The organism is Mesorhizobium sp. M0633 (genome assembly GCF_040320645.1).
Taxonomy (GTDB): Bacteria; Pseudomonadota; Alphaproteobacteria; order Rhizobiales; family Rhizobiaceae; genus Mesorhizobium.
The window spans coordinates 16,596-40,000 of the sequence record NZ_JAMYQC010000026.1 but is presented as its reverse complement, the minus strand read 5'-3'; the positions used below and the strand labels follow the sequence as shown (position 1 = coordinate 40,000).

Here is a 23,405-nt window from a genome sequence, read left to right as displayed (position 1 = left end):
TCTCCTGTCCCGTCCGTCGCAGTCCTATATCAGGCTGGCGGCATAGGACCAAAGCGAATGCGGAAGCGCCGGTTCTCGCGGCCCTTCTTCTCGATCTTGCCGATATGGATCTCGCCGATTTCGCTGGTGCTCTTTACATGGGTGCCGCCGCAAGGCTGGCTGTCGATCGAAGCGTTCTCGCCGATGCAGACCAATCGGATCCTTCCCGTGCCGGCCGGGGGCCGCACATTCTTGGATTTCACCAGGCCCGGATTGGATGCCAGTTCCTCGTCGGAAATGAGCCGGGTGAAGATCGGGTGGTCGGCTCGCACCAGCTCCATCAGTCTGGCCGTCACGTCTTCCTTGGTAAAGCCGGCGTCCGGGATGTCGAAATCGATACGGCTGTCGTCCTCGGAAACCGCGGCGCCGGTGATCGGGAACGGACAGACGACGGTAAGCAGGTGGCAGGCAGAATGCATGCGCATCAGCAACTGCCGCCGCGGCCAGTCGATGGCGAGCCTCATGCGCTCGCCCACCTTTGGAACTGCCTGCTCCGGCGCCGGCACATGGATGATCTCGTCCTTGGTTTCGCCGGTGATCGTAGCGGCAATCGCTATGCCGGTGCCGTCGGCGCGTTCGAGGCTGCCGGTGTCGCCCGGCTGCCCGCCCGATGTGGCGTAAAACACCGTCCGGTCCAGAATGATACCGCCGCGATCATTGACTGCGACGACGGTGGCGTCGGCCGTCCCCAGATAGGCGTCGTCACGAAACAGCGCTTCGGTCTTGTGCGCCATCACGCAACCCTTTCGAACGGTACCGAAATCGTGCTCTGTTGCTCCATCCACCCCGGCACCGGCAGCTTCTTTTCGCGCAGGAATTCAGGATTGAACAGCTTCGACTGGTAGCGCGTGCCGTAGTCGCAAAGCATGGTCACGATGGTGTGGCCGGGGCCTAGCTCGCGCGCCAGGCGAATGGCGCCGGCAATGTTGATGCCCGTCGAACCGCCAACGCAAAGCCCCTCCTCCTGGATCAGGTCGAATACGATCGGCAGCGCGTCCTCGTCGGGGATCTGGAAGGCAAAATCGGGTGTAAAGCCTTGGAGGTTGGCGGTGATCCGCCCCTGCCCGATGCCTTCGGTGATCGAACTGCCCTCGGATTTCAGCTCGCCGCTGGTGTAGAAGGAATAGAGCGCTGCCCCCAGCGGATCGGCCAGCGCGATCTTGACCTGGTTGTTTTTGGCCTTCAGCCCGAAACCGACGCCTGCCAGAGTGCCGCCGGAACCGACCGCCGACACGAAACCATCCACCTTGCCGTCGGTCTGGTTCCAGATTTCTTCGGCCGTGGTGCGGATATGGCCGTCACGGTTGGCGACATTGTCGAACTGGTTGGCCCAGATCGCGCCGTTCGGCTCACTCTTCGCCATCTGCTCGGCCAGCCGGCCCGACAGCTTCACGTAGTTGTTCGGGTTCTTGTAAGGCACGGCGGGCACTTCGATCAGCTCGGCGCCGAGCAGTTTGATTGTATCCTTCTTCTCCTGGCTCTGGGTGTCGGGAATGACGATCACCGTGCGGTAGCCGAGCGCCTTGGCAACCAGTGTCAATCCGATGCCGGTATTTCCGGCCGTCCCCTCGACGATGACGCCGCCGGGCCGCAGCAGCCCGCGCTGCTCCGCATCGCGGATGATAAACAGGCCGGCGCGGTCCTTTACCGACTGCCCGGGATTCATGAATTCGGCCTTGCCCAGGATCTCGCAGCCGGTTGCTTCCGAGGCCTTGTTGAGGCGGATCAGGGGCGTGTTGCCGATCACGTCGATCACAGAACGGGGCATGGAGATTCCTTTGTGGGTGCGGCGAAACCCTAGAAACCCGAAGCTTCGGTTTCAAGGCAAGAATTTGCCTGGTCCAGTCGCATTTCGCACACTGCAATTCCTGCAGCCAGGAGCGCCCGACCGGTATTCATTTCAACCATGTACCGAAAAGCACTCTTTTCATTCGATTTCTTCACCGGTAGAGCACAGGCTAAGAAGAGCCGGCGGGGCGCAACATGACACTCTATCGGGCCAATCCGAAGCATGGCGTCGCCTGGATTACGGGCGGCAGCAGCGGTATCGGCCGTTCGCTGGCCAAGGATCTTGCCGCTCGGGGCTATGTCGTCGCGGTGACTGCGCCAGATGACCATCCGATCGATACGCTCATCGTCGAAACGGCGCAGATGGCGGGCCGTGTCGCAGCCTATCCTTGCGACGTGACCGACGAAAAACGCATGGCGAAGACGGTTGCAGCGATCGAGAAAGATCTCGGTCCGATCGTGTTGGCAGTGTTCAACGCTGGAAGCTATATCGCAACGCCGGGCGAGGATCTTGTGGCGCGCAATTTCCGTCGGTCTTTCGAAGTCAATTATTTCGGCATCATCAACGGCCTGCTGCCAGTCATCGAACGCATGCGCGTGCGCTCGCGCGGCCATGTCGTGCTGATCGGTTCGGTTACCGCCTATTTCGGCTGGCCCACCACCGCCGCCTATGGCGGCACCAAGGCGGCGGTCAATATCCTGGCCGAGTCGCTGAAATACGATTTCGACAAGATGAACGTCCGCATCCAGGTGATTAATCCGGGCTTTGTCGACACGCGGCTGACCGAAAAGAACTTCCTGCCGATGCCGGGCTTGATGCCGGTCAATCTGGCCTCGCGCCGCATCGCGCAAGGCATCGAATACGGCGGCTTCGAAGTCACTTTCCCACGCCGCCTGAGTTGGACGCTGAAGCTGCTCAGGATGCTGCCGAGGCCGTTCTGCCGATGGGTGATCAGCACGGTCACCCGCTGGAATGCGCGGCCGCTGAATTTCGACCGCAAGCCGCCAGTCGAGTAGGATCGGTGATGGGCGAGCGATCGTACTTGCGGGTCGCTGGGGCGCCGCACATGAATTGATGCCGGCCGACGATACCGGCGACCCGGACAACCACGTCATTGCCGGCGACGCGCTGTCGCCATCGACCACGGCTTTCCTCGCGCAGCGGATCGTCGTGTGGATCGAGGCGGTGGTAAAGTGAACCAAAGGCCCCCAAGCAAGAGGGCGACCGAAGCATCGCTCCGGTCGCCCTCTTCAATCGTGTGTGACCAAGCCAGGCTTGGCCGACCGCAACACGGTCAGATTATGCGGCCCGCGCTGCTGGCCGCTTGCCGCCGAAGCGGCGCTTGTTATTGCCCTTGAAGGGCTTGGCGCCTTCCGGCTTGCGCTCGCCCGCAAAGGCCGGCTTGTCGCCGAACCGCTTCTTGCCGAAGCCATTGTTTGCGCCGCCGGGCCGCCTGCCGTCGCGACGGCCATTGCGGTCGTTGCGATCATTGGCCGGTTCGAAGCTGCGCTCGTTCTTCTCGGCGGGATTGCGCTGCGGATCGGGGCTGCCGAGATGGTCGGCAACGATCGGCAGCTTGGTGCGGATGATGCGCTCGACCTGACGCAGCTTGCTGTTTTCAGACGGGTCGCAGAGTGTGATGGCGATGCCGTCCATGCCGTTGCGGCCGGTGCGGCCGATGCGGTGGACATAGCTCTCCGCCTCGTCCGGCAGGTCGAAATTCACCACATGGCTGATGCCGGGCACGTCGATGCCGCGTGCCGCAATGTCGGTCGCCACGAGAATGCGCACCGAACCCTCACGGAAATCGTTGAGTGCCTTCTGACGGGCATTCTGCGACTTGTTGCCGTGGATGACGGCGGCCTTGAAGCCGTCGCGCTCGAGATCCTTGGTCACCCTGTCGGCGCCATGCTTGGTGCGCGAGAAGATGATGACGGACTTCATCGCCTCATCGGCAAGCATGTTGGCCAGCACCTGGCGCTTCTGCTTGGTGCGGGCAAAGACGACACCCTGCACGATCTCGGCTGCCGCGGTGCTGTGAGGAGCGACTTCGACGCGGATCGGGTTCTTCAGCAGGCCTTTCGCCAGTTCGGCGATCTCGGCCGGCATAGTCGCCGAGAACAGCACCGTCTGACGGTCCGGCGCCGTCGCCTTGGCGATGCGCTTCACGTCGTTGATGAAGCCCATGTCGAGCATGCGGTCGCCTTCGTCGAGCACCAGCCATTTGGTGTCGGCAAGCATCAGGTCGCCTTCACGCACAAGGTCGGTCAGCCGACCGGGCGTTGCGATCAGGATGTCGACGCCGGGCGCAACCTTCTTCACCTGGCTGAAGCGCGAGACGCCGCCCAGCACGAGCGCGGTCGATACATGCGCGCCCTTGGCGAGCAGCTTGATCATCTCCTCGATCTGCACCGCGAGTTCACGTGTCGGCGCCAGGATCAGCGCGCGGGCCGTCTTCGGCCGGCGCTTGGTGCCAAGTGCGATGATCTTCGACAGGATCGGCAGCGCGAACGCCGCCGTCTTGCCCGAGCCGGTCTGGGCGATGCCGAAAATGTCGCGGCCTTCGAGCTGCGGCGGGATCGCCTGGGCCTGGATCGGCTTCGGATCGGTAAAGCCGGCGGCATTGGTGGCCTTGAGCAGTGCGCCGGTAATTCCAAGTGCGGCGAAACCGTTCAGTTCCCCAGTGTCCTTACCGATCAAAATGTTCTCATTGGTCAAAATATTCTTCTTTCATGCGGCTTCTGGCCGCAAACATCGATGGCGGCAGGGCGCAACCTGCCGTCGAAAATTGTCATGAAACGACAAGGCGGGCGGACGTCATCGTCCACACGGCTGCGCTGTCGTGCCCGCAGGCTTCATGCCACGGGGCTTTTTCGCCACCTTGCCGATCTGTCGGGAAGAGGGAAAACAGACGCAACCAGTCTCATTCGTCGAGAAGGCCGGATTATCCCGGCCCAAGCGCCTATACGGCCGCATATGGCCCAGTTCGCTTCGGAATGCAAGGGGTCCGATGTTGCAGCGCAACAAAAGCCATGAGGAAGCGGCGCTTGCGCTCTCCCCCAGGCATGATTACCACAATCCAGCTTTCTGTTTCGGGGACCGGTCATGAAGGACGTGCTGAAGGAACTCGAGCGCCGCCGCGAGATCGCCCGCATGGGCGGCGGCCAGGCCCGCATCGACGCCCAGCACAAGAAGGGCAAGCTGACCGCCCGCGAACGCATAGACGTCTTTCTCGACGAGGGCTCGTTCGAGGAGTTCGACATGTATGTCGAGCACCGCTCGACCGATTTCGGCATGGAGAAAACCAAGATCGCCGGCGACGGCGTCGTTACCGGCTGGGGCACCGTCAACGGTCGCCCGGTCTATCTTTTCGCCAAGGATTTCACCGTGTTCGGCGGCTCGCTGTCCGAGGCGCATGCCGAAAAGGTGGTCAAGGTGCAGGAGATGGCGCTGCGCAACCGCGCGCCGATCATCGGCCTTTACGACGCCGGCGGCGCCCGCATCCAGGAAGGCGTGGCGGCGCTCGGCGGCTATGCCGAGATCTTCCAGCGCAATGTACTGGCCTCTGGCGTCATCCCGCAGATTTCACTGATCATGGGCCCCTGCGCCGGCGGCGATGTCTATTCGCCGGCGATGACTGACTTCATCTTCATGGTTCGCGAAACGTCCTACATGTTCGTCACCGGGCCGGATGTGGTGAAGACCGTCACCAACGAGACGGTCACCGCCGAAAGCCTCGGCGGCGCTTCTATCCACACGACGAAGTCCTCGATCGCCGACGGAGCCTACGACAATGACGTCGAGGCGCTGCTGCAGATGCGCCGGCTGGTCGATCTGCTGCCCGCTTCCAACACGGCGGAAATTCCCGAGATCGAATGCTACCAGTCGGTCACCGATCACGATCTGTCGCTCGACAGGCTGATCCCCGACAATGCCAACAAACCCTACGACATCAAAGAGTTGATCCTTAAAGTTGCCGACGAGGGTGACTTCTTCGAGATCCAGCAGAATTTTGCGAAAAACATCGTCACCGGCTTCGGCCGTATCGAGGGCCGCACCGTCGGCTTCGTCGCCAACCAGCCGATGGTGCTGGCCGGCGTGCTCGATTCGGATGCCAGCCGCAAGGCGGCTCGTTTCGTGCGATTCTGCGACTGCTTCTCGATCCCGATCGTCACCTTCGTCGACGTGCCGGGCTTACTGCCCCGCACCGCGCAGGAATATGGTGGGTTGATCAAGCACGGCGCCAAGCTTCTGTTCGCCTATGCCGAAGCGACGGTGCCAAAGATCACCGTCATCACCAGAAAGGCCTATGGCGGCGCCTATGACGTCATGGCGTCAAAGCATTTGCGCGGTGACATGAACTATGCCTGGCCAACGGCGCAGATTGCGGTGATGGGCGCCAGGGGCGCGGTCGAGATCATCTACCGCAAGGACATCGGCGACGCGGAAAAGATCGCGGCACATACAAAAGCTTACGAGGATCGCTTCCTGTCTCCCTTCGTTGCCGCCGAGCGTGGCTATGTCGACGAGGTGATCATGCCGCATTCGACCCGCCGCCGCATCGCCCGCGCGCTCAGGATGCTGCGCAACAAGGATATGCAAAACCCCTGGAAGAAGCACGACAACATTCCGCTGTGAGGGGTTGATGTCGCGCCTGGTCCTCTATGTAGGAGCGCGTTTCGGCAGGTTTGCCATCCTGCTCTTCGCCATGCCGCTGTTTTGCCCAATACTCCTGTGGTTCTGGTTCCTCGATTGCTATCCGCTCGCTGTCATCGCGACTGGCGTTGTTGCAATCCCGGCCGCGATGCTGGCCATCGTTCTGTTGATCGGGACATTGTTCGCCGGTTTTCGACCCAGCAAGGTGGACGGGATTACTCGGGAATCAGCCCCGAAATTGTGGGCCGTCTGGGAGAGTATTGCCGGCAAACACCGCGCCAGCCGCACGAGCATCACCCTGAGCGACGATCTCAACGCCAGTATCGGTGAAGAGCGGCCGTTTCTGGGCCTGCTTGGTCGCAGGGCAATTCTCACCGTGGGCCTGCCGCTGCTCGCAGCGACCGACCAAAAGGGGTTTGCGGCGATCTTGGCCCATGAGGACGCCCATCTGAAAAATAAAGATACAAATGGCGGGCTCAACCTGGCCGAACTCGAAAAGAGCTTCGATCTAATCTTCGACTTCGCCCCACCGGGAAAAACCGTTTCGGGCAGCCTGTTCTACTGGATGCTTGGCCCGCTGTCGCGCACGCTGGAGCGCGAAGAAATACGGTTGTCGCGGCGGGCGGAAATTGACGCAGATCGTCATGCAGCGATGTCCGGCGATGCATATGAAACGGCGCGCGCCCTGCTGCTGATCGGTGCTGCCAGTGCGTTCTTCGATGACCAAGTGTATATTCCGCTTAAACGTGAACTGCTTGGCACCATGGTACCGCCTCGTCCACCACTTGAAAGAGTTCTGGCGGCCGCCAGTCACCTGTCGAGGCTTCCCATCCTGCAAGAATATGCGCAAAAGGCCTGGGACGCGCCAGATAAGGAAAGCGCGGATCATCCGCCCTGGTCCGAACGTTTGACTGCTCTTGGATTTAGCTCGGCTCCAGAGATAGAACCAGTTCTGGTTTCCGCCTTGTCGAGCCTGCTGAGCGATGAGATCGTCGCCGAACATGTCCGCCATTTCGACGGCGAATGGACATCGAAGATCGCCGACTATCTCGATCGATAGCTATCCACCTGAAACTATAGCGGCTAATGCGCAGTCGGCGCAGGCTATTCCGCTTCCGCCGCTCCGAACCCGGCCCCCCTCGTCGCGCGGACAGCGCCCGACCATGGCGTGGCGTGATTGTCGATGCGCATCTGGAAGATAAAATAAGTCGGCGAGCAGAAGCCGATGCCCTTCACTTTGCCGATACCGGGTGTATCGGGCGGCAGCGACTGGCACATGTAATCCTCGCGGCAGAAATGGTCGGCCGAACAGGCGGGACGATTACCGCGATTGACGGCGCCGCCGAGGCACTGGTCGAAGTTATTGGTCGCCACGCAGGTGTCGAATTTCTTGCCGCCGACCAGTCCGCAAATCTCGTTCGGCATCGGCTTGCCCGTCTTGAAGGCGGCAAAGCTGCGATCCCGGTCGTCGCAGCCGCGATAGGCGATACCCGCCGGCACACCGATCTTCGGCGGTCGGCAGGTGTAGGCGGCGCGCGAAATGCTTGGCGCGAACGCCGCGAACTGACCGGTGATGGTATACCGGTCATTGAAAGGCTGTGCCGGGTTACTCGCGATGGATCCCGTTAAACAGGGGTGGCCGGAAAACATGTCTTCGCTGTGCTTGGGCAACAGGCATTGCGCCAGCTTGGTGCGTACGCCGGACGAGGTCGCCAGCGGCGTGCAGACGGTGCCGGCGCCGCATTGCCAGGTCGCGCCGAAGCGGGCCGCATCCGCCGGCATCAGGCACGGCATCGCCATCTCGGCCGGCGAATAGGCGATTTCGCCGGCATCGTTCCAGGTCGCCGGCGGCGCGAACGATAACGGGCGAAAGCGGTTCGGTTCCTTGCCGTCGGCAGTCGCGCGCAGCCAGGCGACGCGGCGCGGGATGTCGGCGTGGAGATGCGGGGAGATGCCGACCTCGATGCGGTTGAGCGGCGAGGTCGTCTTGTCGTCGAGGCCGATGAAATGGAAGCCGGCGGTCGAGCCCGCCTGATGGCAGCCCTGGCAGGCGCCGTTGTCCAGCCGCTCGACCAGTGCCTCCGGCGTGCGCACCAGCTTCATTGCAGAGAAATCGACACCAGCGAAATCCGCGGACTGGAACAGTGGCGTGAACAGGTGGTTGGCCTGCCTCGCACTGCCGAAGGTCGACCAAGAGATGACCTTCCTTGCCAGGAATTCCTCGGGAATCTGGTAGACGCCGAGATCGACCGCCGCGACATTGGTGCGGACATAGTCGGCAAGTCTTGCTTTCAGCGCAGCGTCTTCGGCGAGACGTACCGTATCGGGCGTGTTTTCCAGCGGCTTTTCGCTGGCAGCCGCTCCGTCCATGCCGAAAATTCGCATGAGATAGGCAGCCTGCCCGCCGAATTCGGTCTCCTGGCCGGAGGGGAAGCGCACCACTTGCGCATTGAGCTCGAGCTGCTTGAAGGTGAGCGCCGACATTTCCAGCGGGCCACCGGTCAGCCACCCAGCATCGACGTTCTCGTCGAGCTGTGGTGCCCAGCGTCCGGCGACGCCGACACAACCGCCATCGGCATCCGGCGCGGCATTGTAGACGGCACTGAAATTGAACGGCAGGCGCGAGGCCAAAACCTTGCCGTTCTTCTTGAAGCTGTAGGCGAGGCGATAGATGAAGCGCACTTCGCCGCAACTCGTGTCGCCTTGCAACGCGGCGAAGTCGCGCCGGTCGAGCCGGTTGACCACGCCGACAAGGCGGAAGCGTGCGGCCTCGGTCCTCAGCCAGCGCATGTCCATGACACGGCCAACATTGCCGTCGGTCACCTCGTAGAGCGGCCGACCGCCGGCCTTCATCTCGGCCCGCAATGCTGCGACGTCGCTTGCAATCGTTTCGACAATCGCGTGATAGGCCGGAGCCTTGTCATAAAGCGTCTTCAAATCGCCCTTGCCATCGACGCCGAAAATGCCGGCGAACCCGTAACCGTTGCTGTCGAGGGCGGCGAGAACGGCCGGGTCGTCGACGATCGTCAGCGGAGTTTCGGCGTTCGCAGCCTGCGCCATGAATACGGCGCTGACGATCGCAACGAGCAGCGTGAACATGCGGTTCATTCGGCAGCTATCCCGCGACTTTCGATAAGCTCGCGCAGGACCGGCACTAGCGCCGGCGGCAGGTCCTCGGCGATCAGCCCCGGCCCGAAACGGCTGCCGGCCTCGGCATGGATCCAGACTGCCGCACAGGCCGCTTCAAAGGCCGGCATGCCCTGCGCCAGCAGCGCGGCGATGATACCCGACAGCACGTCGCCCGAACCGGCGGTGGCCAGCCAAGGCGCGCCATTGCCGTTGATCGCTGCCCGGCCATCGGGGGCCGCAATCACAGTGTCGGCACCCTTGTAGACGAGAGTGGCGTTGGCCCGTTCGGCTGCGGCGCGTGCCTTGGCGAGTTTGGACAGGTCCTTGTCCTCGGCGATATCTGAAAAAAGCCTGGCGAATTCGCCGTCATGCGGCGTCATCACCAGAGCCGGCGCGCTCGGCCGGCTGGCGGCTTCGAACAGGGCATCCGGCGCGTCGCGAAACGAGGTGACGCCGTCGGCGTCGAGCACCAAGCCCTCAATCCCGCCGCCCTGCCCATGGGCGCCATTCAGCACGGCCAGGGCGAATTCGCGCGTCTTCTCACCAATGCCAAATCCCGGGCCGAGCACGAAGGCCGATGGCCGGCGGCTGCCGACGAATTCGTCCACATCCGCGACAGTGTCTAGCTTGCGCAGCATGATCGAGGTCAGATGCGCCGCGTTCACATGGATGGCGTTCGCCGGCGACAGCAAGGTGACGGCCCCTGCCCCGCTCCTGGCCGCGGCAAGCGCCGACAGCCGCGCAGCACCCGTCGCCGACGGCCCGCCGGAAAAGACGCCGACATGGCCGCGTTTATACTTATGGGCGTCGACGGCCGGAACCGGAAAGCGGCCAAGCCAGAGCGCCGGAATGTTCTCGAATGTTCGTGGTTCAAGCTGCGCAACAACACTGTCGCTTATGCCGATATCAGCGAGCACGATTTCGCCGCACAGCTCGCGCCCCGGCAACAAAAGATGGCCTGGCTTTTTTCGCGCAAAGGTCACGGTGATTCGGGCGTGGAAAGCCTGACCGAGGACATTGCCGCTCTCACCGGAGACGCCCGACGGCAGGTCGACCGCGACGACCGGCAAATTCAACTCCGCCACATTGTCGATCGCCTTGGCGGGGTCGCCGGAAAGCGGCTTGGACAGCCCCGCCCCGTAAAGCGCATCGACCACGATCGAGCCCGTCTCGGCAACGAAATCCGACAGCGGCCGAGCTTCAACCGGACACTCCGAGGCAACGACTGCTGCATCGCTGCCTCCTTTAGGCGATCCGGACGCCCATACCGAGACGTCGACGGCGCTCTCCCGAAGGATGCGCGCCACGACATAGCCGTCGCCGCCATTGTTGCCGGGGCCGCAAAGCACGTGGACGCGCGTTGCGTTCGGGTAGCGCTTGAGTACCACGGCAGCAACCGCAGCACCGGCATTGCGCATCAGGCCGATGCCGTCGAACGGACCAGCGGCAATCGCCAGCCGGTCGGCCTCGGCCATTTCGGACGGAGACAGAAGTTCATTGCTCATGGAATATCAGGCGACATGCACATCATTTTCCCAAGCATTGTCCAGTTTTTGATCCGACGCAAACAACGAAGGTCGCCAAGCAATTTGGCGGCGCACATCGTTCGGGACGACGGCGCGCAGCTGCCCATGAAATATCCGATCTGCCCATTTTTTGTGCGGACGACGGGACCGGCGGTGTGTAGGCTCGCGGCGTTCATGGCGCATGGAATGACGCGAATGTACATTCCCGCGTAGCATGGTATCCAAATCATGTGAGCCCGTTCGGCACCCCATCAATTGGCACAGTTCGTGCTTGATTGAGGCGCAAGCGGGGCTCACAACCCGTCTTTTTTGGCAGTGGAGGCCACTTTTTACATGAAAAAGATCGAAGCGATCATCAAGCCGTTCAAGCTAGACGAAGTGAAGGAAGCGCTTCAGGAGGCCGGCCTGCAAGGTATCACCGTTACCGAGGCCAAAGGGTTTGGCCGCCAGAAGGGCCATACCGAGCTTTATCGCGGCGCCGAATATGTCGTCGACTTCCTGCCGAAGGTGAAAATCGAGGTCGTGCTCGGCGACGATGCGGTCGAAGCCGCGATCGAAGCCATCCGCAAGGCGGCCCAGACCGGCCGCATCGGCGACGGTAAGATCTTCGTCTCCAATATCGAGGAAGTGGTGCGCATTCGCACCGGCGAAACCGGCATGGACGCCGTCTGAATTTTCCCGTTAAAAGGCCATGTTCAAAACGTCATCACATAGGGAAGCAGGGACATGACGACAGCCAAAGACATCATGAAGCAGATCAAGGACAACGACGTTAAGTTCGTCGATCTGCGCTTCACCGATCCGAAGGGCAAACTGCAGCACGTTACGATGGATGTCGTCGAGGTCGAGGAAGACATGTTTGCCGATGGCGTCATGTTCGATGGTTCCTCGATCGCAGGCTGGAAGGCGATCAACGAGTCCGACATGGTGCTGATGCCGGATTCCGATACGGTGCATATGGACCCGTTCTTCGCGCAGTCGACCATGGTCATCCTGTGCGACATCCTCGATCCGATCTCCGGGGAGTCCTACAATCGCGACCCGCGCGGCACCGCTAAAAAAGCCGAGGCCTACATGAAGGCCGAAGGCATCGGCGACCAGATCTTCGTCGGTCCTGAAGCCGAGTTCTTCGTGTTCGACGACGTCAAGTACAAAGCCGATCCCTACAACACCGGCTTCAGGCTGGATTCCACCGAACTGCCGTCCAATGACGACACCGACTACGAGACCGGCAATCTCGGTCACCGGCCGCGCATCAAGGGCGGCTATTTCCCGGTGCCGCCGATCGATTCGGCACAGGACATGCGCTCGGAAATGCTCACCGTGCTCGCCGAAATGGGCGTGCGCGTTGAAAAGCACCATCACGAAGTGGCCGCCGCCCAGCACGAGCTCGGCATCAAGTTCGACACGCTGGTCCGAAACGCCGACAAGATGCTGATCTACAAATATGTCGTGCACCAGGTCGCCAATGCGTATGGCAAGACGGCCACTTTCATGCCGAAGCCGGTGTTCGGCGACAACGGCTCGGGCATGCACGTCCACCAGTCGATCTGGAAGGAAGGCAAGCCGACCTTTGCCGGCAACGAATATGCCGGCCTGTCCGAGAGCTGCCTGTTCTACATCGGTGGCATCATCAAGCATGCGAAGGCGATCAACGCCTTCACCAACCCGCTGACCAACTCCTACAAGCGCCTGGTGCCGGGCTATGAAGCGCCGGTGCTGCTCGCCTATTCGGCACGCAACCGCTCGGCCTCGTGCCGCATTCCGTTCGGCTCGTCGCCGAAATCCAAGCGCGTCGAGGTCCGCTTCCCCGATCCTGGTGCCAACCCCTATCTCGCCTTCGCCGCCATGCTGATGGCCGGCCTCGACGGCATCAAAAACAAGATCCACCCGGGACAGCCGATGGACAAGGATCTCTACGACCTGCCGCCGAAGGAATTGAAGAAAATCCCGACCGTCTGCGGCTCGCTGCGCGAGGCTTTGCAGAGCCTCGACAAGGACCGCGGGTTCCTTAAGGCCGGCGGCGTCTTCGACGACGACCAAATCGACAGCTATATCGAGCTCAAGATGGCCGAGGTGATGCGCTTCGAAATGACGCCGCATCCGGTCGAATACGATATGTACTATTCGGTCTGATCCAGATCGTTGCAGCCAACAAAAAAACCCCGGCAGAGACGCCGGGGTTTTTTATTGTGATGCGATTGGAGAGAAAGTCACGGCGCAGACCTGAGGTCTACGCCGGGACGAATGCTCAAGCCGCGGCCGAAACTTCGGCGCTGGTAGGGACGGAGGCGATCGTCTTCAATATCTGCGAGGCGATCTGGTAGGGGTCACCCTGCGAGTTCGGGCGGCGATCCTCGAGATAGCCCTTGTAGCCGTTATTGATAAAGGAATGCGGCACGCGGATCGAGGCGCCGCGGTCGGCGATGCCGTAGCTGAACCTGTTCCAGGGCGCGGTCTCGTGCTTGCCGGTCAAACGCTTGTCGTTGTCCGGCCCATAGACGGCGATGTGATCCATCAGGTTTTTGTCGAAGGCTGCCATCAGCGCCTCGAAATAGCCCTTGCCGCCGACTTCGCGCATATAGGCGGTCGAGAAGTTGGCATGCATGCCGGAGCCGTTCCAGTCGGTGTCGCCGAGCGGCTTGCAATGATATTCGATATCGATGCCGTACTTCTCGGTCAGGCGCTGCATCAAATAGCGTGCCATCCACATCTGGTCGGCGGCCTTCTTGGAGCCCTTGCCGAAGATCTGGAATTCCCACTGGCCCTTGGCCACTTCGGCGTTGATGCCTTCATGGTTGATGCCGGCGGCAAGGCAAAGATCGAGATGCTCCTCGACGATCTGCCTGGCGACGGAGCCGACATTGCTGTAGCCGACGCCGGTATAGTACGGGCCTTGCGGCGCCGGATAGCCACTCTCGGGGAAGCCGAGCGGGCGGCCGTCCTTGTAGAAGAAATATTCCTGCTCGAAGCCGAACCAGGCGCCCTCGTCGTCGAGAATGGTGGCGCGCTTGTTGGACGCATGCGGCGTCACTCCGTCCGGCATCATGACCTCGCACATGACGAGAGCGCCATTGGTGCGGGCGGGATCGGGATAAACGGCGACCGGCTTCAAAACGCAGTCGGAGCTGTGGCCCTCGGCCTGCATGGTCGAAGAACCGTCGAAGCCCCACAGCGGAAGCTGGTCGAGCGTCGGAAACTCGGCGTAGTCCTTGACCTGCGTCTTTCCGCGGAGATTGGGAACCGGGGTGTATCCATCGAGCCAAATGTACTCGAGCTTGTATTTCGTCATTCTAGCCTCTCGTTGCTTGATCACCGAACCCTGGATGGCGCCGGGGCGAGCCGGCCTATCCAGCAGCCGACCTGCCGGATTACTAAAATGCAATTCGTGTGCCATTCTCGCCGGCGACGGATGCGGCAAAAGTGAGGTTGTATCCGCCCAAAATCGCTGGTCCGCCGTCATGCTGCGTTCGGATCATCCACAAGCACATTTTGCACATATAATGTGCAAGTACTGATCTTTTCGTAATCATGTTGCCTATTTCCGTTGCTGAACCTATGTTGGGGAAAGGTTGAATCGGCAAGGTTCTGTCGAAGAAAGGAAACCGACAATGGAAATCACTTCCACTCGTCAGTCGGCCAAAATCCTGATGTTCCCGGTGGCAGCGCGCGCTTCTGCCTCAAATTTAAGCGGAAAGGCTAAGTTCGCGGCAGAACTTGCTTCGTTGCGCAACCGCACGGATTTCGGAAGTGCCTGGTATCATGAGGCAGCGATCGAGGAAGCGAATCAGGATCGGAAGAGCTAAGCCCTTCCCCTCCATGTAGTCGATAGATTGGAAAAGCCCGGCGCGATCGCTCGCGCCGGGCTTTGCTTTGAACCGGACAGGCCGGCTACTGTTTGGTGTGCAGGTCCGTTCCGAGCGTATCCCTGACAAAGATCATGCCGATGATCAGCGACATCGCCGCGATCACCACTGGGTACCAGAGTCCGTAGTAGATATCGCCCTTGTAGGCGCTGAGCGCGAACACCGTCGCCGGCAGCAGCCCGCCGAACCAGCCGTTGCCGATATGGTAGGGCAGCGACATGCCGGTGTAGCGGATGCGGGTCGGGAACATCTCGACCAGGATCGCGGCAATCGGCCCGTAGACCATCGTGACGAAGATCACGAGGATGAGCAGGATGCCGATCGTCATCGGCCAGTTGACCGCCGCCGGGTCGGCGAACATGGCAAAGGGACCGCCGCCTGGTACGGTGTAGACGGTGACCTCGGGAGCTCCCGCAGCCTCATCGGCAGTCAGCAGCTTGTCCTTGATCGCCTGGTCGGCCGGAACCATGGCCTTCTCGCCGGCGCGGATCGCGGCCGCATCGAGCTTCAGTTCGGGATTGGCCGCGATGAAGGCTTCGAGCTTCTGATCCGGCACCTTCGCCGCTGCCCGTTTCAGCGGATAGCCGCCGTCCTGAAGCGCCGTGTTTACCGCCTTGGCGAAAACAGCGTCCTTGGCCTTGGCTTGATCGCCGGCTGCGGTGGCGTCATACGACTCAACCGTCTCGTTGCCGATTTTGACCGACGCAGCAGTGCCGGGCGCTGCCGTGGCCACTACGTCATAAGGCACCGAGTTCTTGGTCAGAAACGAGGTGGCGATATCGCAGGACGTGGTGAACTTCGCCGTGCCCACCGGGTTGAACTGGAACTTGCAGTCTCCCGGTGCCGCGGTCACCGTCGCACGGGTGTTCTGCTGCGCGGTGGCGAGCGCCGGGTTGGCTGCCCAGGTCAGCGCCTTGAACAACGGGAAGGTGCAGACGATCGCCAGTGCAAGGCCGGCCATGATAATCGGCTTGCGGCCGATCTTGTCGGAGAGCCAGCCGAACACGACGAAGAAGATCGAGCCAACAGCCAGAGCAATCGCGATCATGATGTTGACCGATTGCGGATCGACCTTGAGCACGTTCTGCAAGAAGAACAGCGCGTAGAACTGGCCATTGTACCAAACTACGGCCTGACCGGCTGTGAGGCCGAGCAGCGCCAGCAGCGCGATCTTGGCGTTCTTCCACTGACCGAAGGCTTCTGACAGCGGCGCCTTGGAGCCTTTGCCTTCGTCCTTCATGCGCTGGAAGGTCGGCGATTCAGAAAGCGACAGCCGGATCCAGATCGAAATGCCGAGGAGGAGGAAGGAAACGATGAACGGAATGCGCCAGCCCCAGGCGGCGTAGGTTTCCTTGGTCATCGACCCCTGGACGATCAGGATGACGATCAGCGACAGGAACAGGCCGAGCGTTGCCGTCGTCTGTATCCACGACGTGTAGTAGCCGCGGCGATCGTCGGGTGCATGCTCGGCGACATAGGTGGCGGCACCGCCATACTCGCCGCCGAGCGCCAGGCCCTGCAACATGCGCAAGATGATCAGGATCACGGGAGCGGCGATGCCCAAAGTCGCATAGCCAGGCAGCAAGCCGACCAGGAAGGTCGACAGGCCCATGATCGTCATGGTGACAAGGAAAGTGTATTTACGGCCGACAAGGTCGCCGATGCGGCCGAACAGCAATGCGCCGAACGGGCGCACGAGGAAGCCAGCGGCAAACGCCAGCAGCGCGAAAATATTGCGCGTCGCTTCCGGAATGGTTGGACTGAAAAAAGTCGAACCAATGAATACTGCCAGCGAGCCGTAGAGATAAAAATCGTACCATTCAAAAACGGTGCCGAGCGAGGAAGCGAAGATGACCTTCTTCTCCTCGCGCGTCATGCCGCGGCTTGTTTTGCCGGCGGTCGATGCCATTGCCATGAGTGTATCCTCCCGTGTGATTCCGTCAGTCCTCGATGCTGCGCGTCATCGTCCGCGTTTCCTCGCAACGCAGACTCAGTGCAGCCACCAGTGCAAAAAATGACAGAAAGCGCCGTCCAGAGGCAGACCGTCTTTGGGATTATGACTTTGGTCTAATGTGCAGTGCGAAATAGAAACGACGGTGCGGTCAGCCTTTGAGAGCTTCGAGCAGCGTGACTGCCGCCATCATGTCGCGCTTCCGGGCCGCGCGGTGCGCGACGGCCTCGGCATCATGGCCCCATTGCTCGGCCTGCCAGTCCTCGTCGACATGACCGGCAGCCCAGGCCGCCTCGCCGTCGAGCTCGCCGAAGTCGACGGCCAGCGCCAGCAGCGCCGATCCGGTCAGCGACGTCATGACGTGGATGGCGGCAAGGCGCAGCGGATCGGCACGTTGGGCAAGATGCTGGCCAAGCAGCGCGATACTCTCGCGCGGCTGTTCGACATGGATCACGCCTTCGGCAAGATGGAACCGGGCGCCGAGCGCGCTGCGCACCCAGTTGATGACCGGATCCCAATGCTCGTTCTGCCGGTCGACGAGTCCTTGGGGCGCATCGGCGCGGTAGCAGAGCAGGTCGGACGAGGCAAAGCGCAGGATATCCTCCAGCACCGCCTGGGGATCACTGGCGACGCCATCGATTGCCGTATTGACCAGACGCATCACCGGCATCGTCACCGGGTCGATGGTCTCCTCCTGTGCGGCGAATTCCTCGGCGACGAGAGCAGCCGCCTTTTCGGTCGGCAGCGCCAGCAGCGCCTTGGCCGGCGTGCGGACGGGCTTGCCATCGAGATGGACGGCAAAACCGTCTTCGACCGGTGCTACCGCGACGGTCTTGTAGAAGCGCTTCGGCAGCGGCGTCTTCATCTGGATCTGGGCGCGACGCACCGGGTCCGGATCGGAGAGCTGCTTTCCAGCTTCGAGGTCGTTCAATATATCGCGCATGCTCATCCGGGACTTTGTTTTCGGGCCGGCCGGTTGACGATGATGAGTCCGGCGGCGATCAGGGCGAGTGCCAGGAAGATACGAACGGTCAGCGGCTCGTTCAAGAACACGGCGCCGCACAGCACACCAAACACCGGCGACAGGAAGGTGAAGCTCGACAGTCCAGATGCAGGGTAGCGCCGCAGCAGCCAGAACCACAGCACATAGGTGAAGGCGACAACGTACACGGCCTGGAACAGCAGAGCCAAGGTTGGCAAGACGGTAAAGTTGCGGACGGGCGGCCCGGCAAAAGGCATCACCAAAATGCCGACGACGGCGGCCCCGGCCAGCTGATAGAGCAGCAGCTTTTCGGCGCTGGCCGTCACCAGCTTCGACCGCTTGATGACGATATTGGTCACTGCCCACAGAATGCCGGCACCGAGACTGAGCAAATCGCCGCTCAGCGTCGCGCCGCCACTGGCGCTAAGCTTGTCTGAAAACACCGCGATCAGTCCGGCGAAAGCGAGCAGAAGACCAACGAGCTTGCGTGCCGTGATGCTTTCGCCCAGCAGGAAATGACCGCCGACCAACATCCAGAACGGCATGGTGTTGACCAGCAAGGTGTTGCGCACGACAGTGGTATGCTCGAGCCCGACATACAGGAACAGGAACTCGAGACCGAAAAGCGCGCCTGCCAGAATGCCGGCGACGAGGGTCTTGTCGGGCGTGAACAGCGCAATGCCGCGCCAGCGGCACCAGCCGAAAACACACAAGCCGCCGATGACCGACCGTGCGATCGACAGGAAAACGGGATCGTAGTCGGCATAGGAGATCTTGGCGGCGACGTAGTTCAGTCCCCAGGAAAAGGTCAGCCCAACCATGATGGCGGCGGCCGCCAGATCGACCGCGTCACGGCGGTCGAGCGTATCTGTGGCGACGCCCACCGCCGCTAGTCCTCCGCGCTCGCGTCGTCGAAACCGAGCAGGTTCCAGCTCTGGCGCATATGCGGCGGCATCGGTGCGGTGACGTCGACAAAGCCCTTGTCGGGATGCGGGATGACGATGCGGCGCGCGTGCAGATGCAGCCGGTTCTGCATGCCGCCGGGAAAATCCCAATTGGTGTCGGCCTCGAAATATTTGGGGTCGCCGATGATCGGGCAACCGATATGGGCGGCATGGACGCGAAGCTGGTGGGTGCGCCCGGTATAGGGTTCCATTTCCAGCCAGGACAGCGTCTGCGCCGCCTGCTCGACGATGCGGTAATAGGACACGGCGTGATCGGCGCCCTTTTCGCCATGCTTGGCGATGCGCACACGATCGCCGTCGGGCGTCGGTTCCTTGATCAGCCAGGTCGAGATCTTGTCCTCGCGCTTCGGCGGCACGCCCTTGACCAGCGCCCAGTAGGTTTTCTTCGTCTCACGCGCCCGGAACGCTTCGGCGAGCTTCATGGCGGCGAGCCTTGTACGAGCGACAACCAGCACACCCGACGTGTCGCGGTCGAGCCGGTGCACCAGACGCGGCTTCTCGCCCTTCTGGTTGCGCCAGGCTTCCAGCATGTCGTCGACATTGCGGGTGACGCCAGAGCCGCCCTGGACCGCTAGGCCGGCCGGCTTGTTGAAGACGAAGACCTTCGGGTCCTCATGGATCAGCATCATTGCCAAAACGTCGGCGTCGCCCTGGTTGCGGATCGAATGACCGGTGAGCGGGCTTTCACCTTTCTTGTCGACTTCGAGCGGGGGCACTCGGACCGTCTGGCCGGCTTCGACGCGGGTATCGGCCTTCACCCTGCCGCCGTCGACGCGGATCTGGCCGGAACGCAGCAGCTTCTGCAGATGACCGAAACCGAGACCGGGGAAATGGCTCTTGAACCAGCGGTCGAGCCGCATGCCCGCCTCGCCGGCGTCCACTGTGATCTGTTCAACGCCTGCCATGATTCCAATCGCCGTTTTGCAGGCATGCAACGGCATTCGCCGGTACCCGCAATCTCACTCGGTTATTCGTTGTCGGTTCCATATTGCAGAACCTGAACTTTCTCCAGCGTAATCAAACCACTTGTCATGATTGTTTCAAGCACGGGCAGGAAAGCGGCCAATTTTTCCTCGTCATCGACGATCTCGATGACGAGTGGCAGATCCTCCGATAGGCGGAGGATCTTCGTGGTGTGAAGCCGGCTGGAATGGCCGAACCCCATCGCGCCGCGCAGGACGGTCGCGCCGGCGATCTGCATTTCGCGGGCCCTCAGCACGATAACCTCATACAGCGGACGGCCATCTGCCTTGTCGTTTTCGCCGATAAATATGCGCAGCAATTGTGCCTGTGTTGGTATCTTCATTGCCTGGACCCTCTCAGCCGGTTGAGCCGAACTGCAAAGATGTGGCCAAGCCAGACGGCGGCAAGCCAGGCCACCACGGAGATCGCGATATTGAGTCCCGCCGCCACAAGCCTCCCGCCTTGCGCGAGGGTGAGTGTTTCAAGGCTGAAAGCGGAGAAGGTCGTCAGGCCGCCGCAGAAGCCGGCCATGAAGAATTGACGTTGCAGCGGACCGGCGAAGACGCGACCATCCGGTCCCGTCAATGTCGCGTAGAAGCCGATGAGGAACGAGCCAACAATGTTGACGAGGAGCGTGCCGAAGGGAAATCCAGCGCCCCACAGGGCAGTGCTCGTCGATGAGGCAAGCGCCCGCAACACACCGCCGATCATGCTGCCTGCGGCTACGGTCGCATAGAGCCGAACCGTTTCGTTGGTTCTGCGACGGCCAATGAGGCGCGCCGTATGCCCTGCCGCGGCAGTGTCCGTCCCGTCGTGGCGGAGCTTCCGCGGGCCGCTCACGGCGCCCCGCCGCCAATCAGAAGACTTCCCGCAGCAAAGCCTAGCGTCACGCCGCCGAGGCTCAGAAAAACCGAAAGCAGCACATTTCCGCCGGCGCGCCGCCATTCGCCCTCGCGCGCCAGCGCCAGCGTCTGCAGGCTGAAGGAAGAAACCGTGGTGTAGCAGCCGAGGCCGCCGGTAACGGTAAAGGCCCAGATGGCGGGCATGCCGTCGCGCGCCACCGCATGCGCAACGACACCGATTGCAAACGCTCCCGAGACGTTGACGGCCATAGTGCCCCAGGGAAAGGTCTCGCCGACCCGGCGGGCGACGAAGCCGGACAGGAAGAAGCGGGCCATTGCACCGATCGCGCCACCAAGGCAGACAAGCAACAGATGATACATCGTGCTCCCTCGCGCCGGTCACACCACGGTGTCAGGCGGCTCCGGCCTTCTTCGGCTTGCTGGAGCCGATCATCTTCCAGTTCTTGTAGAACATGGCATTGATGCGCTCGACGCTGACCGAAACGATGGCGAGAAGAGCGGCGATCAGGCCGGGGAATGGCGATGGCCGGATGATGTCCATGAACACGCAGTAGCGGCGCCCATCATATTCGTTGACCGAGCGGTGCAGCAGCGTGTCGTCGAAAATATAGAGCGGATTGTCGTGCCAGTAGTTCCTGGCGTTGTTGCACTCGACGAAAACCTCGGCCTTCACCGGGAGAAGATTGTAGAGAATGCGCAGGCTGAGCCGCAGCGGTCCGAAATGCCAGGAGGTCGATTCCTTGCCCCTGAACACCGACACGGCGATGGTCTTGATATATTTGAAATCCTTGTTGAATTCGGCGACGTTGTCGATCTTGTGCTTGCCGTACCACTGGTAGACATACATGCCGCGCCGGCTGCTGCCGAAATTGGCGTCGATATCGGCGATGATCTCGTCCTTGCGCGCCTTGAAGACGTCGAGAACCTCGTTGACCTCACGCTGATAGTCCGGAGGAAACTGGTCCAGTTTCCAGACACCGCGGTTTCTGTAGCACAGCAGATCGACCAGCAGATTGAAGGGCGAAAGCAGCCAGGTGAAGATGCCGTTGCCGAGGAAATAACCACTGAACAGGGCCCAGTTCTTGTTGTCGTTGCGCAACACGTCGATCAGGCCGAGGACAATGAAAATTGTCGTCAGGATGGGAATGAAATAGAAGCCGAGCGCCAGCATCGGGATCGCTATGGCGAACTTCCGGAGGGTCTTGCGAGTTTTTTTTGTCATTTTTCCACGCGCCAGGCGCGATTCCGTTCTGAATATCGTCGGTACGTTTCTGGCCTGTCCGCCGGCCGAAGGCGCATCTTGATAGGGTTTTTTATCCCGCCAGACAACGGCGATCACACCAGTGTGCGACTGGCAGCTACTTTTCCCGCTCGCTGCGCAGCTTCGCCCAATAATCCAGCCGCTTCCTGATATCGCGCTCGAAGCCGCGCTCGGGCGGGTTGTAGAATGTCTGCCTTCCCATCTTCTCCGGAAAATAGTCCTGGCCGGAAAAAGCGTCGGGCTCGTCGTGGTCGTACCGATAGCCGGCGCCGTAATCTTCCTGTTTCATCAGCTTGGTCGGCGCATTGAGAATGTGCTTGGGCGGCAGCAGCGAACCGAATTCCTTCGCCGCCTGTGTGGCGGCCTTGAACGCGGTATAAACTGCATTGGATTTCGGCGCGGTGGCGAGATAGACGGTCGCCTCGGCGAAGGCCAGTTCGCCCTCGGGCGAGCCCAGATAGTCATAGGCGTCCTTGGCGGCGTTAGCGACGACGAGCGCCTGCGGGTCGGCCAGCCCGATATCCTCCATCGCCATGCGCACCAACCGGCGCCCGAGATAAAGCGGATCTTCGCCGGCGTCGAACATGCGGGCGAGATAGTAGAGTGCCGCATCGGGGTCGGAGCCGCGCACCGATTTGTGCAAGGCGGAGATCAAATTGTAGTGGCCGTCCTGTCCCTTGTCGTAGATCGGCGCGCGGCGCTGGACGATACGCTGCAGGGCTTCGGCGCCGAACACCTCCTTTGATTTCGCTGCGCGCCAGACCTCTTCGGCGAGCGTCAATGCCGCGCGGCCGTCGCCATCGCTCATGCGGATGAGCATCGCCCGCGCGTCTTCATCGAGCGGCAGCGCCCTGCCCTCTGCCTCCTCGGCCCGCGCCAGCAGCTTGGCGATACTGTCCTCGCCGAGCGAGTGGAAGACCAGCACACGCGCGCGCGACAACAGCGCGGCGTTAAGCTCGAAGGACGGGTTCTCGGTGGTGGCGCCGACCAGCACGACGGTGCCGTCTTCCATCACGGGCAGAAAACTGTCCTGCTGGGTGCGGTTGAAGCGATGGATCTCGTCGACGAACAGCAGTGTCTGGCGGCCGTTGGAGCGGCGCAGCTTCGCTGCCTCGAACACTTTCTTCAGGTCGGCAACGCCGGAAAACACCGCCGAGATCTGTTCGAAGGCGAGGCTTGTCTCGCCGGCAAGCAGCCGTGCGACCGTGGTCTTGCCGGTGCCGGGCGGGCCCCAGAAGATCATCGAGCCGAGCGAGCCGGAGCCGATCAGCCGCGTCAGCGCGCCGTCGGATCCGGTCAGATGCTCCTGGCCGACGACCTCGCCGAGGTTCTTCGGGCGCAGACGGTCCGCCAGCGGCCTGCCGGGCGGCGTCTTTTCCGGTTCATCGACACTGAACAGATCGGCCATGCAACTT

At 61.7% G+C, this 23,405-nt stretch carries 21 protein-coding genes and 1 pseudogene; 7 read left to right on the top strand and 15 right to left on the bottom strand.

Annotated elements, in window-relative coordinates; all coding sequences use genetic code 11:
• Positions 1–29 precede the first annotated feature (29 nt).
• Positions 30–773, bottom strand: coding sequence for an alanyl-tRNA editing protein (locus NKI47_RS24200; protein WP_023675105.1), 744 nt, complete (start codon positions 771–773; stop codon positions 30–32).
• Positions 773–1,807, bottom strand: coding sequence for a cysteine synthase A (locus NKI47_RS24195; protein ID WP_023675106.1), 1,035 nt, complete (start codon positions 1,805–1,807; stop codon positions 773–775). The genes NKI47_RS24200 and NKI47_RS24195 overlap by 1 nt, the downstream gene beginning before the upstream one ends.
• 215 nt (positions 1,808–2,022) lie before the next feature.
• Between NKI47_RS24195 and NKI47_RS24190 the strand changes: the two genes are divergently transcribed.
• Positions 2,023–2,844 carry an SDR family oxidoreductase gene (locus tag NKI47_RS24190; protein WP_352457508.1) on the top strand — a complete coding sequence of 274 codons (822 nt, stop codon included), beginning with the start codon at positions 2,023–2,025 and terminating at the stop codon, positions 2,842–2,844.
• A 25-nt stretch (positions 2,845–2,869) separates the two neighbouring features.
• Positions 2,870–3,025: pseudogene (locus NKI47_RS24185) on the top strand (alpha/beta hydrolase); the annotation flags it as partial.
• Positions 3,026–3,127: 102 nt separating this feature from the next.
• Here the strand turns inward: NKI47_RS24185 and NKI47_RS24180 are convergent.
• Positions 3,128–4,546: a DEAD/DEAH box helicase gene (locus NKI47_RS24180; RefSeq protein ID WP_023675109.1), complete on the bottom strand. Its 1,419-nt coding sequence runs from the start codon at positions 4,544–4,546 to the stop codon at positions 3,128–3,130.
• A gap of 387 nt (positions 4,547–4,933) precedes the next feature.
• On the opposite strand from NKI47_RS24180, the gene NKI47_RS24175 reads away from it, so the two are divergent.
• Positions 4,934–6,466: an acyl-CoA carboxylase subunit beta gene (locus NKI47_RS24175; RefSeq protein ID WP_352593866.1), complete on the top strand. Its 1,533-nt coding sequence runs from the start codon at positions 4,934–4,936 to the stop codon at positions 6,464–6,466.
• A gap of 7 nt (positions 6,467–6,473) precedes the next feature.
• On the top strand, positions 6,474–7,544 hold the full coding sequence (locus NKI47_RS24170; protein ID WP_352593865.1) for a M48 family metallopeptidase: 1,071 nt from the start codon (positions 6,474–6,476) through the stop codon (positions 7,542–7,544).
• 44 nt (positions 7,545–7,588) lie between these two features.
• Here the strand turns inward: NKI47_RS24170 and NKI47_RS24165 are convergent, their stop codons facing one another.
• Together NKI47_RS24165 and NKI47_RS24160 are read right to left on the bottom strand one after the other, a co-directional pair.
• The gene (locus NKI47_RS24165; protein ID WP_352593864.1) at positions 7,589–9,592 is read right to left on the bottom strand and encodes a hypothetical protein; all 2,004 of its coding nucleotides are present in this window, start codon (positions 9,590–9,592) and stop codon (positions 7,589–7,591) included.
• Positions 9,589–11,118: an NAD(P)H-hydrate dehydratase gene (locus NKI47_RS24160; RefSeq protein WP_352593863.1), complete on the bottom strand. Its 1,530-nt coding sequence runs from the start codon at positions 11,116–11,118 to the stop codon at positions 9,589–9,591. The genes NKI47_RS24165 and NKI47_RS24160 overlap by 4 nt, the downstream gene beginning before the upstream one ends.
• Positions 11,119–11,472: 354 nt before the next feature.
• Here NKI47_RS24160 and NKI47_RS24155 point away from each other — a divergent pair, with 354 nt between their 5' ends.
• Positions 11,473–11,811 carry a P-II family nitrogen regulator gene (locus tag NKI47_RS24155; RefSeq protein ID WP_019857988.1) on the top strand — a complete coding sequence of 113 codons (339 nt, stop codon included), beginning with the start codon at positions 11,473–11,475 and terminating at the stop codon, positions 11,809–11,811.
• A gap of 54 nt (positions 11,812–11,865) precedes the next feature.
• The gene (glnA, locus tag NKI47_RS24150) at positions 11,866–13,275 is read left to right on the top strand and encodes a type I glutamate--ammonia ligase (RefSeq protein ID WP_352577835.1); all 1,410 of its coding nucleotides are present in this window, start codon (positions 11,866–11,868) and stop codon (positions 13,273–13,275) included.
• Positions 13,276–13,390: 115 nt separating this feature from the next.
• Here the strand turns inward: glnA and NKI47_RS24145 are convergent, their stop codons facing one another.
• The gene (locus NKI47_RS24145) at positions 13,391–14,431 is read right to left on the bottom strand and encodes a glutamine synthetase beta-grasp domain-containing protein (RefSeq protein WP_352451031.1); all 1,041 of its coding nucleotides are present in this window, start codon (positions 14,429–14,431) and stop codon (positions 13,391–13,393) included.
• Between the two features lie 319 nt (positions 14,432–14,750).
• Here NKI47_RS24145 and NKI47_RS24140 point away from each other — a divergent pair, with 319 nt between their 5' ends.
• Positions 14,751–14,945: a DUF2735 domain-containing protein gene (locus tag NKI47_RS24140; RefSeq protein ID WP_352451032.1), complete on the top strand. Its 195-nt coding sequence runs from the start codon at positions 14,751–14,753 to the stop codon at positions 14,943–14,945.
• Positions 14,946–15,030: 85 nt separating this feature from the next.
• On the opposite strand, the gene NKI47_RS24135 is transcribed toward NKI47_RS24140, so the two are convergent.
• The 9 genes from NKI47_RS24135 to NKI47_RS24095 form a co-directional block, all read right to left on the bottom strand.
• On the bottom strand, positions 15,031–16,920 hold the full coding sequence (locus tag NKI47_RS24135; RefSeq protein ID WP_352593862.1) for an MFS transporter: 1,890 nt from the start codon (positions 16,918–16,920) through the stop codon (positions 15,031–15,033).
• 187 nt (positions 16,921–17,107) lie between these two features.
• Entirely contained in the window at positions 17,108–17,899 is a 792-nt protein-coding gene (locus NKI47_RS24130) for an ATP12 family chaperone protein (protein WP_352593861.1), read from the bottom strand.
• Positions 17,900–17,901: 2 nt separating this feature from the next.
• Positions 17,902–18,759: a DMT family transporter gene (locus NKI47_RS24125; protein WP_502898074.1), complete on the bottom strand. Its 858-nt coding sequence runs from the start codon at positions 18,757–18,759 to the stop codon at positions 17,902–17,904.
• A gap of 68 nt (positions 18,760–18,827) precedes the next feature.
• The gene (locus tag NKI47_RS24120; protein WP_352593859.1) at positions 18,828–19,808 is read right to left on the bottom strand and encodes an RluA family pseudouridine synthase; all 981 of its coding nucleotides are present in this window, start codon (positions 19,806–19,808) and stop codon (positions 18,828–18,830) included.
• Positions 19,809–19,870: 62 nt separating this feature from the next.
• Positions 19,871–20,209, bottom strand: coding sequence for a DUF190 domain-containing protein (locus NKI47_RS24115; protein ID WP_254817158.1), 339 nt, complete (start codon positions 20,207–20,209; stop codon positions 19,871–19,873).
• Positions 20,206–20,577, bottom strand: coding sequence for a fluoride efflux transporter CrcB (gene crcB / locus NKI47_RS24110; protein ID WP_245274632.1), 372 nt, complete (start codon positions 20,575–20,577; stop codon positions 20,206–20,208). The genes NKI47_RS24115 and crcB (NKI47_RS24110) overlap by 4 nt, the downstream gene beginning before the upstream one ends.
• Before the next feature lie 125 nt (positions 20,578–20,702).
• Complete coding sequence (gene crcB, locus NKI47_RS24105) at positions 20,703–21,089, bottom strand: fluoride efflux transporter CrcB (protein WP_352593858.1); 387 nt, start codon at positions 21,087–21,089, stop codon at positions 20,703–20,705.
• Positions 21,090–21,120: 31 nt separating this feature from the next.
• Complete coding sequence (locus NKI47_RS24100) at positions 21,121–21,951, bottom strand: aspartyl/asparaginyl beta-hydroxylase domain-containing protein (protein ID WP_352593857.1); 831 nt, start codon at positions 21,949–21,951, stop codon at positions 21,121–21,123.
• Between the two features lie 136 nt (positions 21,952–22,087).
• Positions 22,088–23,398, bottom strand: coding sequence for a replication-associated recombination protein A (locus NKI47_RS24095; RefSeq protein WP_352593856.1), 1,311 nt, complete (start codon positions 23,396–23,398; stop codon positions 22,088–22,090).
• Positions 23,399–23,405 lie beyond the last annotated feature (7 nt).

What these genes read in the sequence shown, in the direction of transcription:
- NKI47_RS24120 (WP_352593859.1), bottom strand. Translation starts at nt 19,808, where the DNA reads ATGGCAGGCGTTGAACAGATCACAGTGGACGCCGGCGAGGCGGGCATG.
- NKI47_RS24160 (WP_352593863.1), bottom strand. Translation starts at nt 11,118, where the DNA reads ATGAGCAATGAACTTCTGTCTCCGTCCGAAATGGCCGAGGCCGACCGG.
- NKI47_RS24095 (WP_352593856.1), bottom strand. Translation starts at nt 23,398, where the DNA reads ATGGCCGATCTGTTCAGTGTCGATGAACCGGAAAAGACGCCGCCCGGC.
- NKI47_RS24195 (WP_023675106.1), bottom strand. Translation starts at nt 1,807, where the DNA reads ATGCCCCGTTCTGTGATCGACGTGATCGGCAACACGCCCCTGATCCGC.
- crcB (WP_352593858.1), bottom strand. Translation starts at nt 21,089, where the DNA reads ATGTATCATCTGTTGCTTGTCTGCCTTGGTGGCGCGATCGGTGCAATG.
- NKI47_RS24130 (WP_352593861.1), bottom strand. Translation starts at nt 17,899, where the DNA reads ATGCGCGATATATTGAACGACCTCGAAGCTGGAAAGCAGCTCTCCGAT.
- NKI47_RS24155 (WP_019857988.1), top strand. Translation starts at nt 11,473, where the DNA reads ATGAAAAAGATCGAAGCGATCATCAAGCCGTTCAAGCTAGACGAAGTG.
- NKI47_RS24100 (WP_352593857.1), bottom strand. Translation starts at nt 21,951, where the DNA reads ATGACAAAAAAAACTCGCAAGACCCTCCGGAAGTTCGCCATAGCGATC.
- glnA (WP_352577835.1), top strand. Translation starts at nt 11,866, where the DNA reads ATGACGACAGCCAAAGACATCATGAAGCAGATCAAGGACAACGACGTT.
- NKI47_RS24170 (WP_352593865.1), top strand. Translation starts at nt 6,474, where the DNA reads ATGTCGCGCCTGGTCCTCTATGTAGGAGCGCGTTTCGGCAGGTTTGCC.
- NKI47_RS24190 (WP_352457508.1), top strand. Translation starts at nt 2,023, where the DNA reads ATGACACTCTATCGGGCCAATCCGAAGCATGGCGTCGCCTGGATTACG.
- NKI47_RS24125 (WP_502898074.1), bottom strand. Translation starts at nt 18,759, where the DNA reads ATGGTTGGGCTGACCTTTTCCTGGGGACTGAACTACGTCGCCGCCAAG.
- NKI47_RS24165 (WP_352593864.1), bottom strand. Translation starts at nt 9,592, where the DNA reads ATGAACCGCATGTTCACGCTGCTCGTTGCGATCGTCAGCGCCGTATTC.
- NKI47_RS24175 (WP_352593866.1), top strand. Translation starts at nt 4,934, where the DNA reads ATGAAGGACGTGCTGAAGGAACTCGAGCGCCGCCGCGAGATCGCCCGC.
- NKI47_RS24115 (WP_254817158.1), bottom strand. Translation starts at nt 20,209, where the DNA reads ATGAAGATACCAACACAGGCACAATTGCTGCGCATATTTATCGGCGAA.
- NKI47_RS24200 (WP_023675105.1), bottom strand. Translation starts at nt 773, where the DNA reads ATGGCGCACAAGACCGAAGCGCTGTTTCGTGACGACGCCTATCTGGGG.
- NKI47_RS24135 (WP_352593862.1), bottom strand. Translation starts at nt 16,920, where the DNA reads ATGGCAATGGCATCGACCGCCGGCAAAACAAGCCGCGGCATGACGCGC.
- NKI47_RS24145 (WP_352451031.1), bottom strand. Translation starts at nt 14,431, where the DNA reads ATGACGAAATACAAGCTCGAGTACATTTGGCTCGATGGATACACCCCG.
- crcB (WP_245274632.1), bottom strand. Translation starts at nt 20,577, where the DNA reads ATGATCGGCGGTGTGTTGCGGGCGCTTGCCTCATCGACGAGCACTGCC.
- NKI47_RS24140 (WP_352451032.1), top strand. Translation starts at nt 14,751, where the DNA reads ATGGAAATCACTTCCACTCGTCAGTCGGCCAAAATCCTGATGTTCCCG.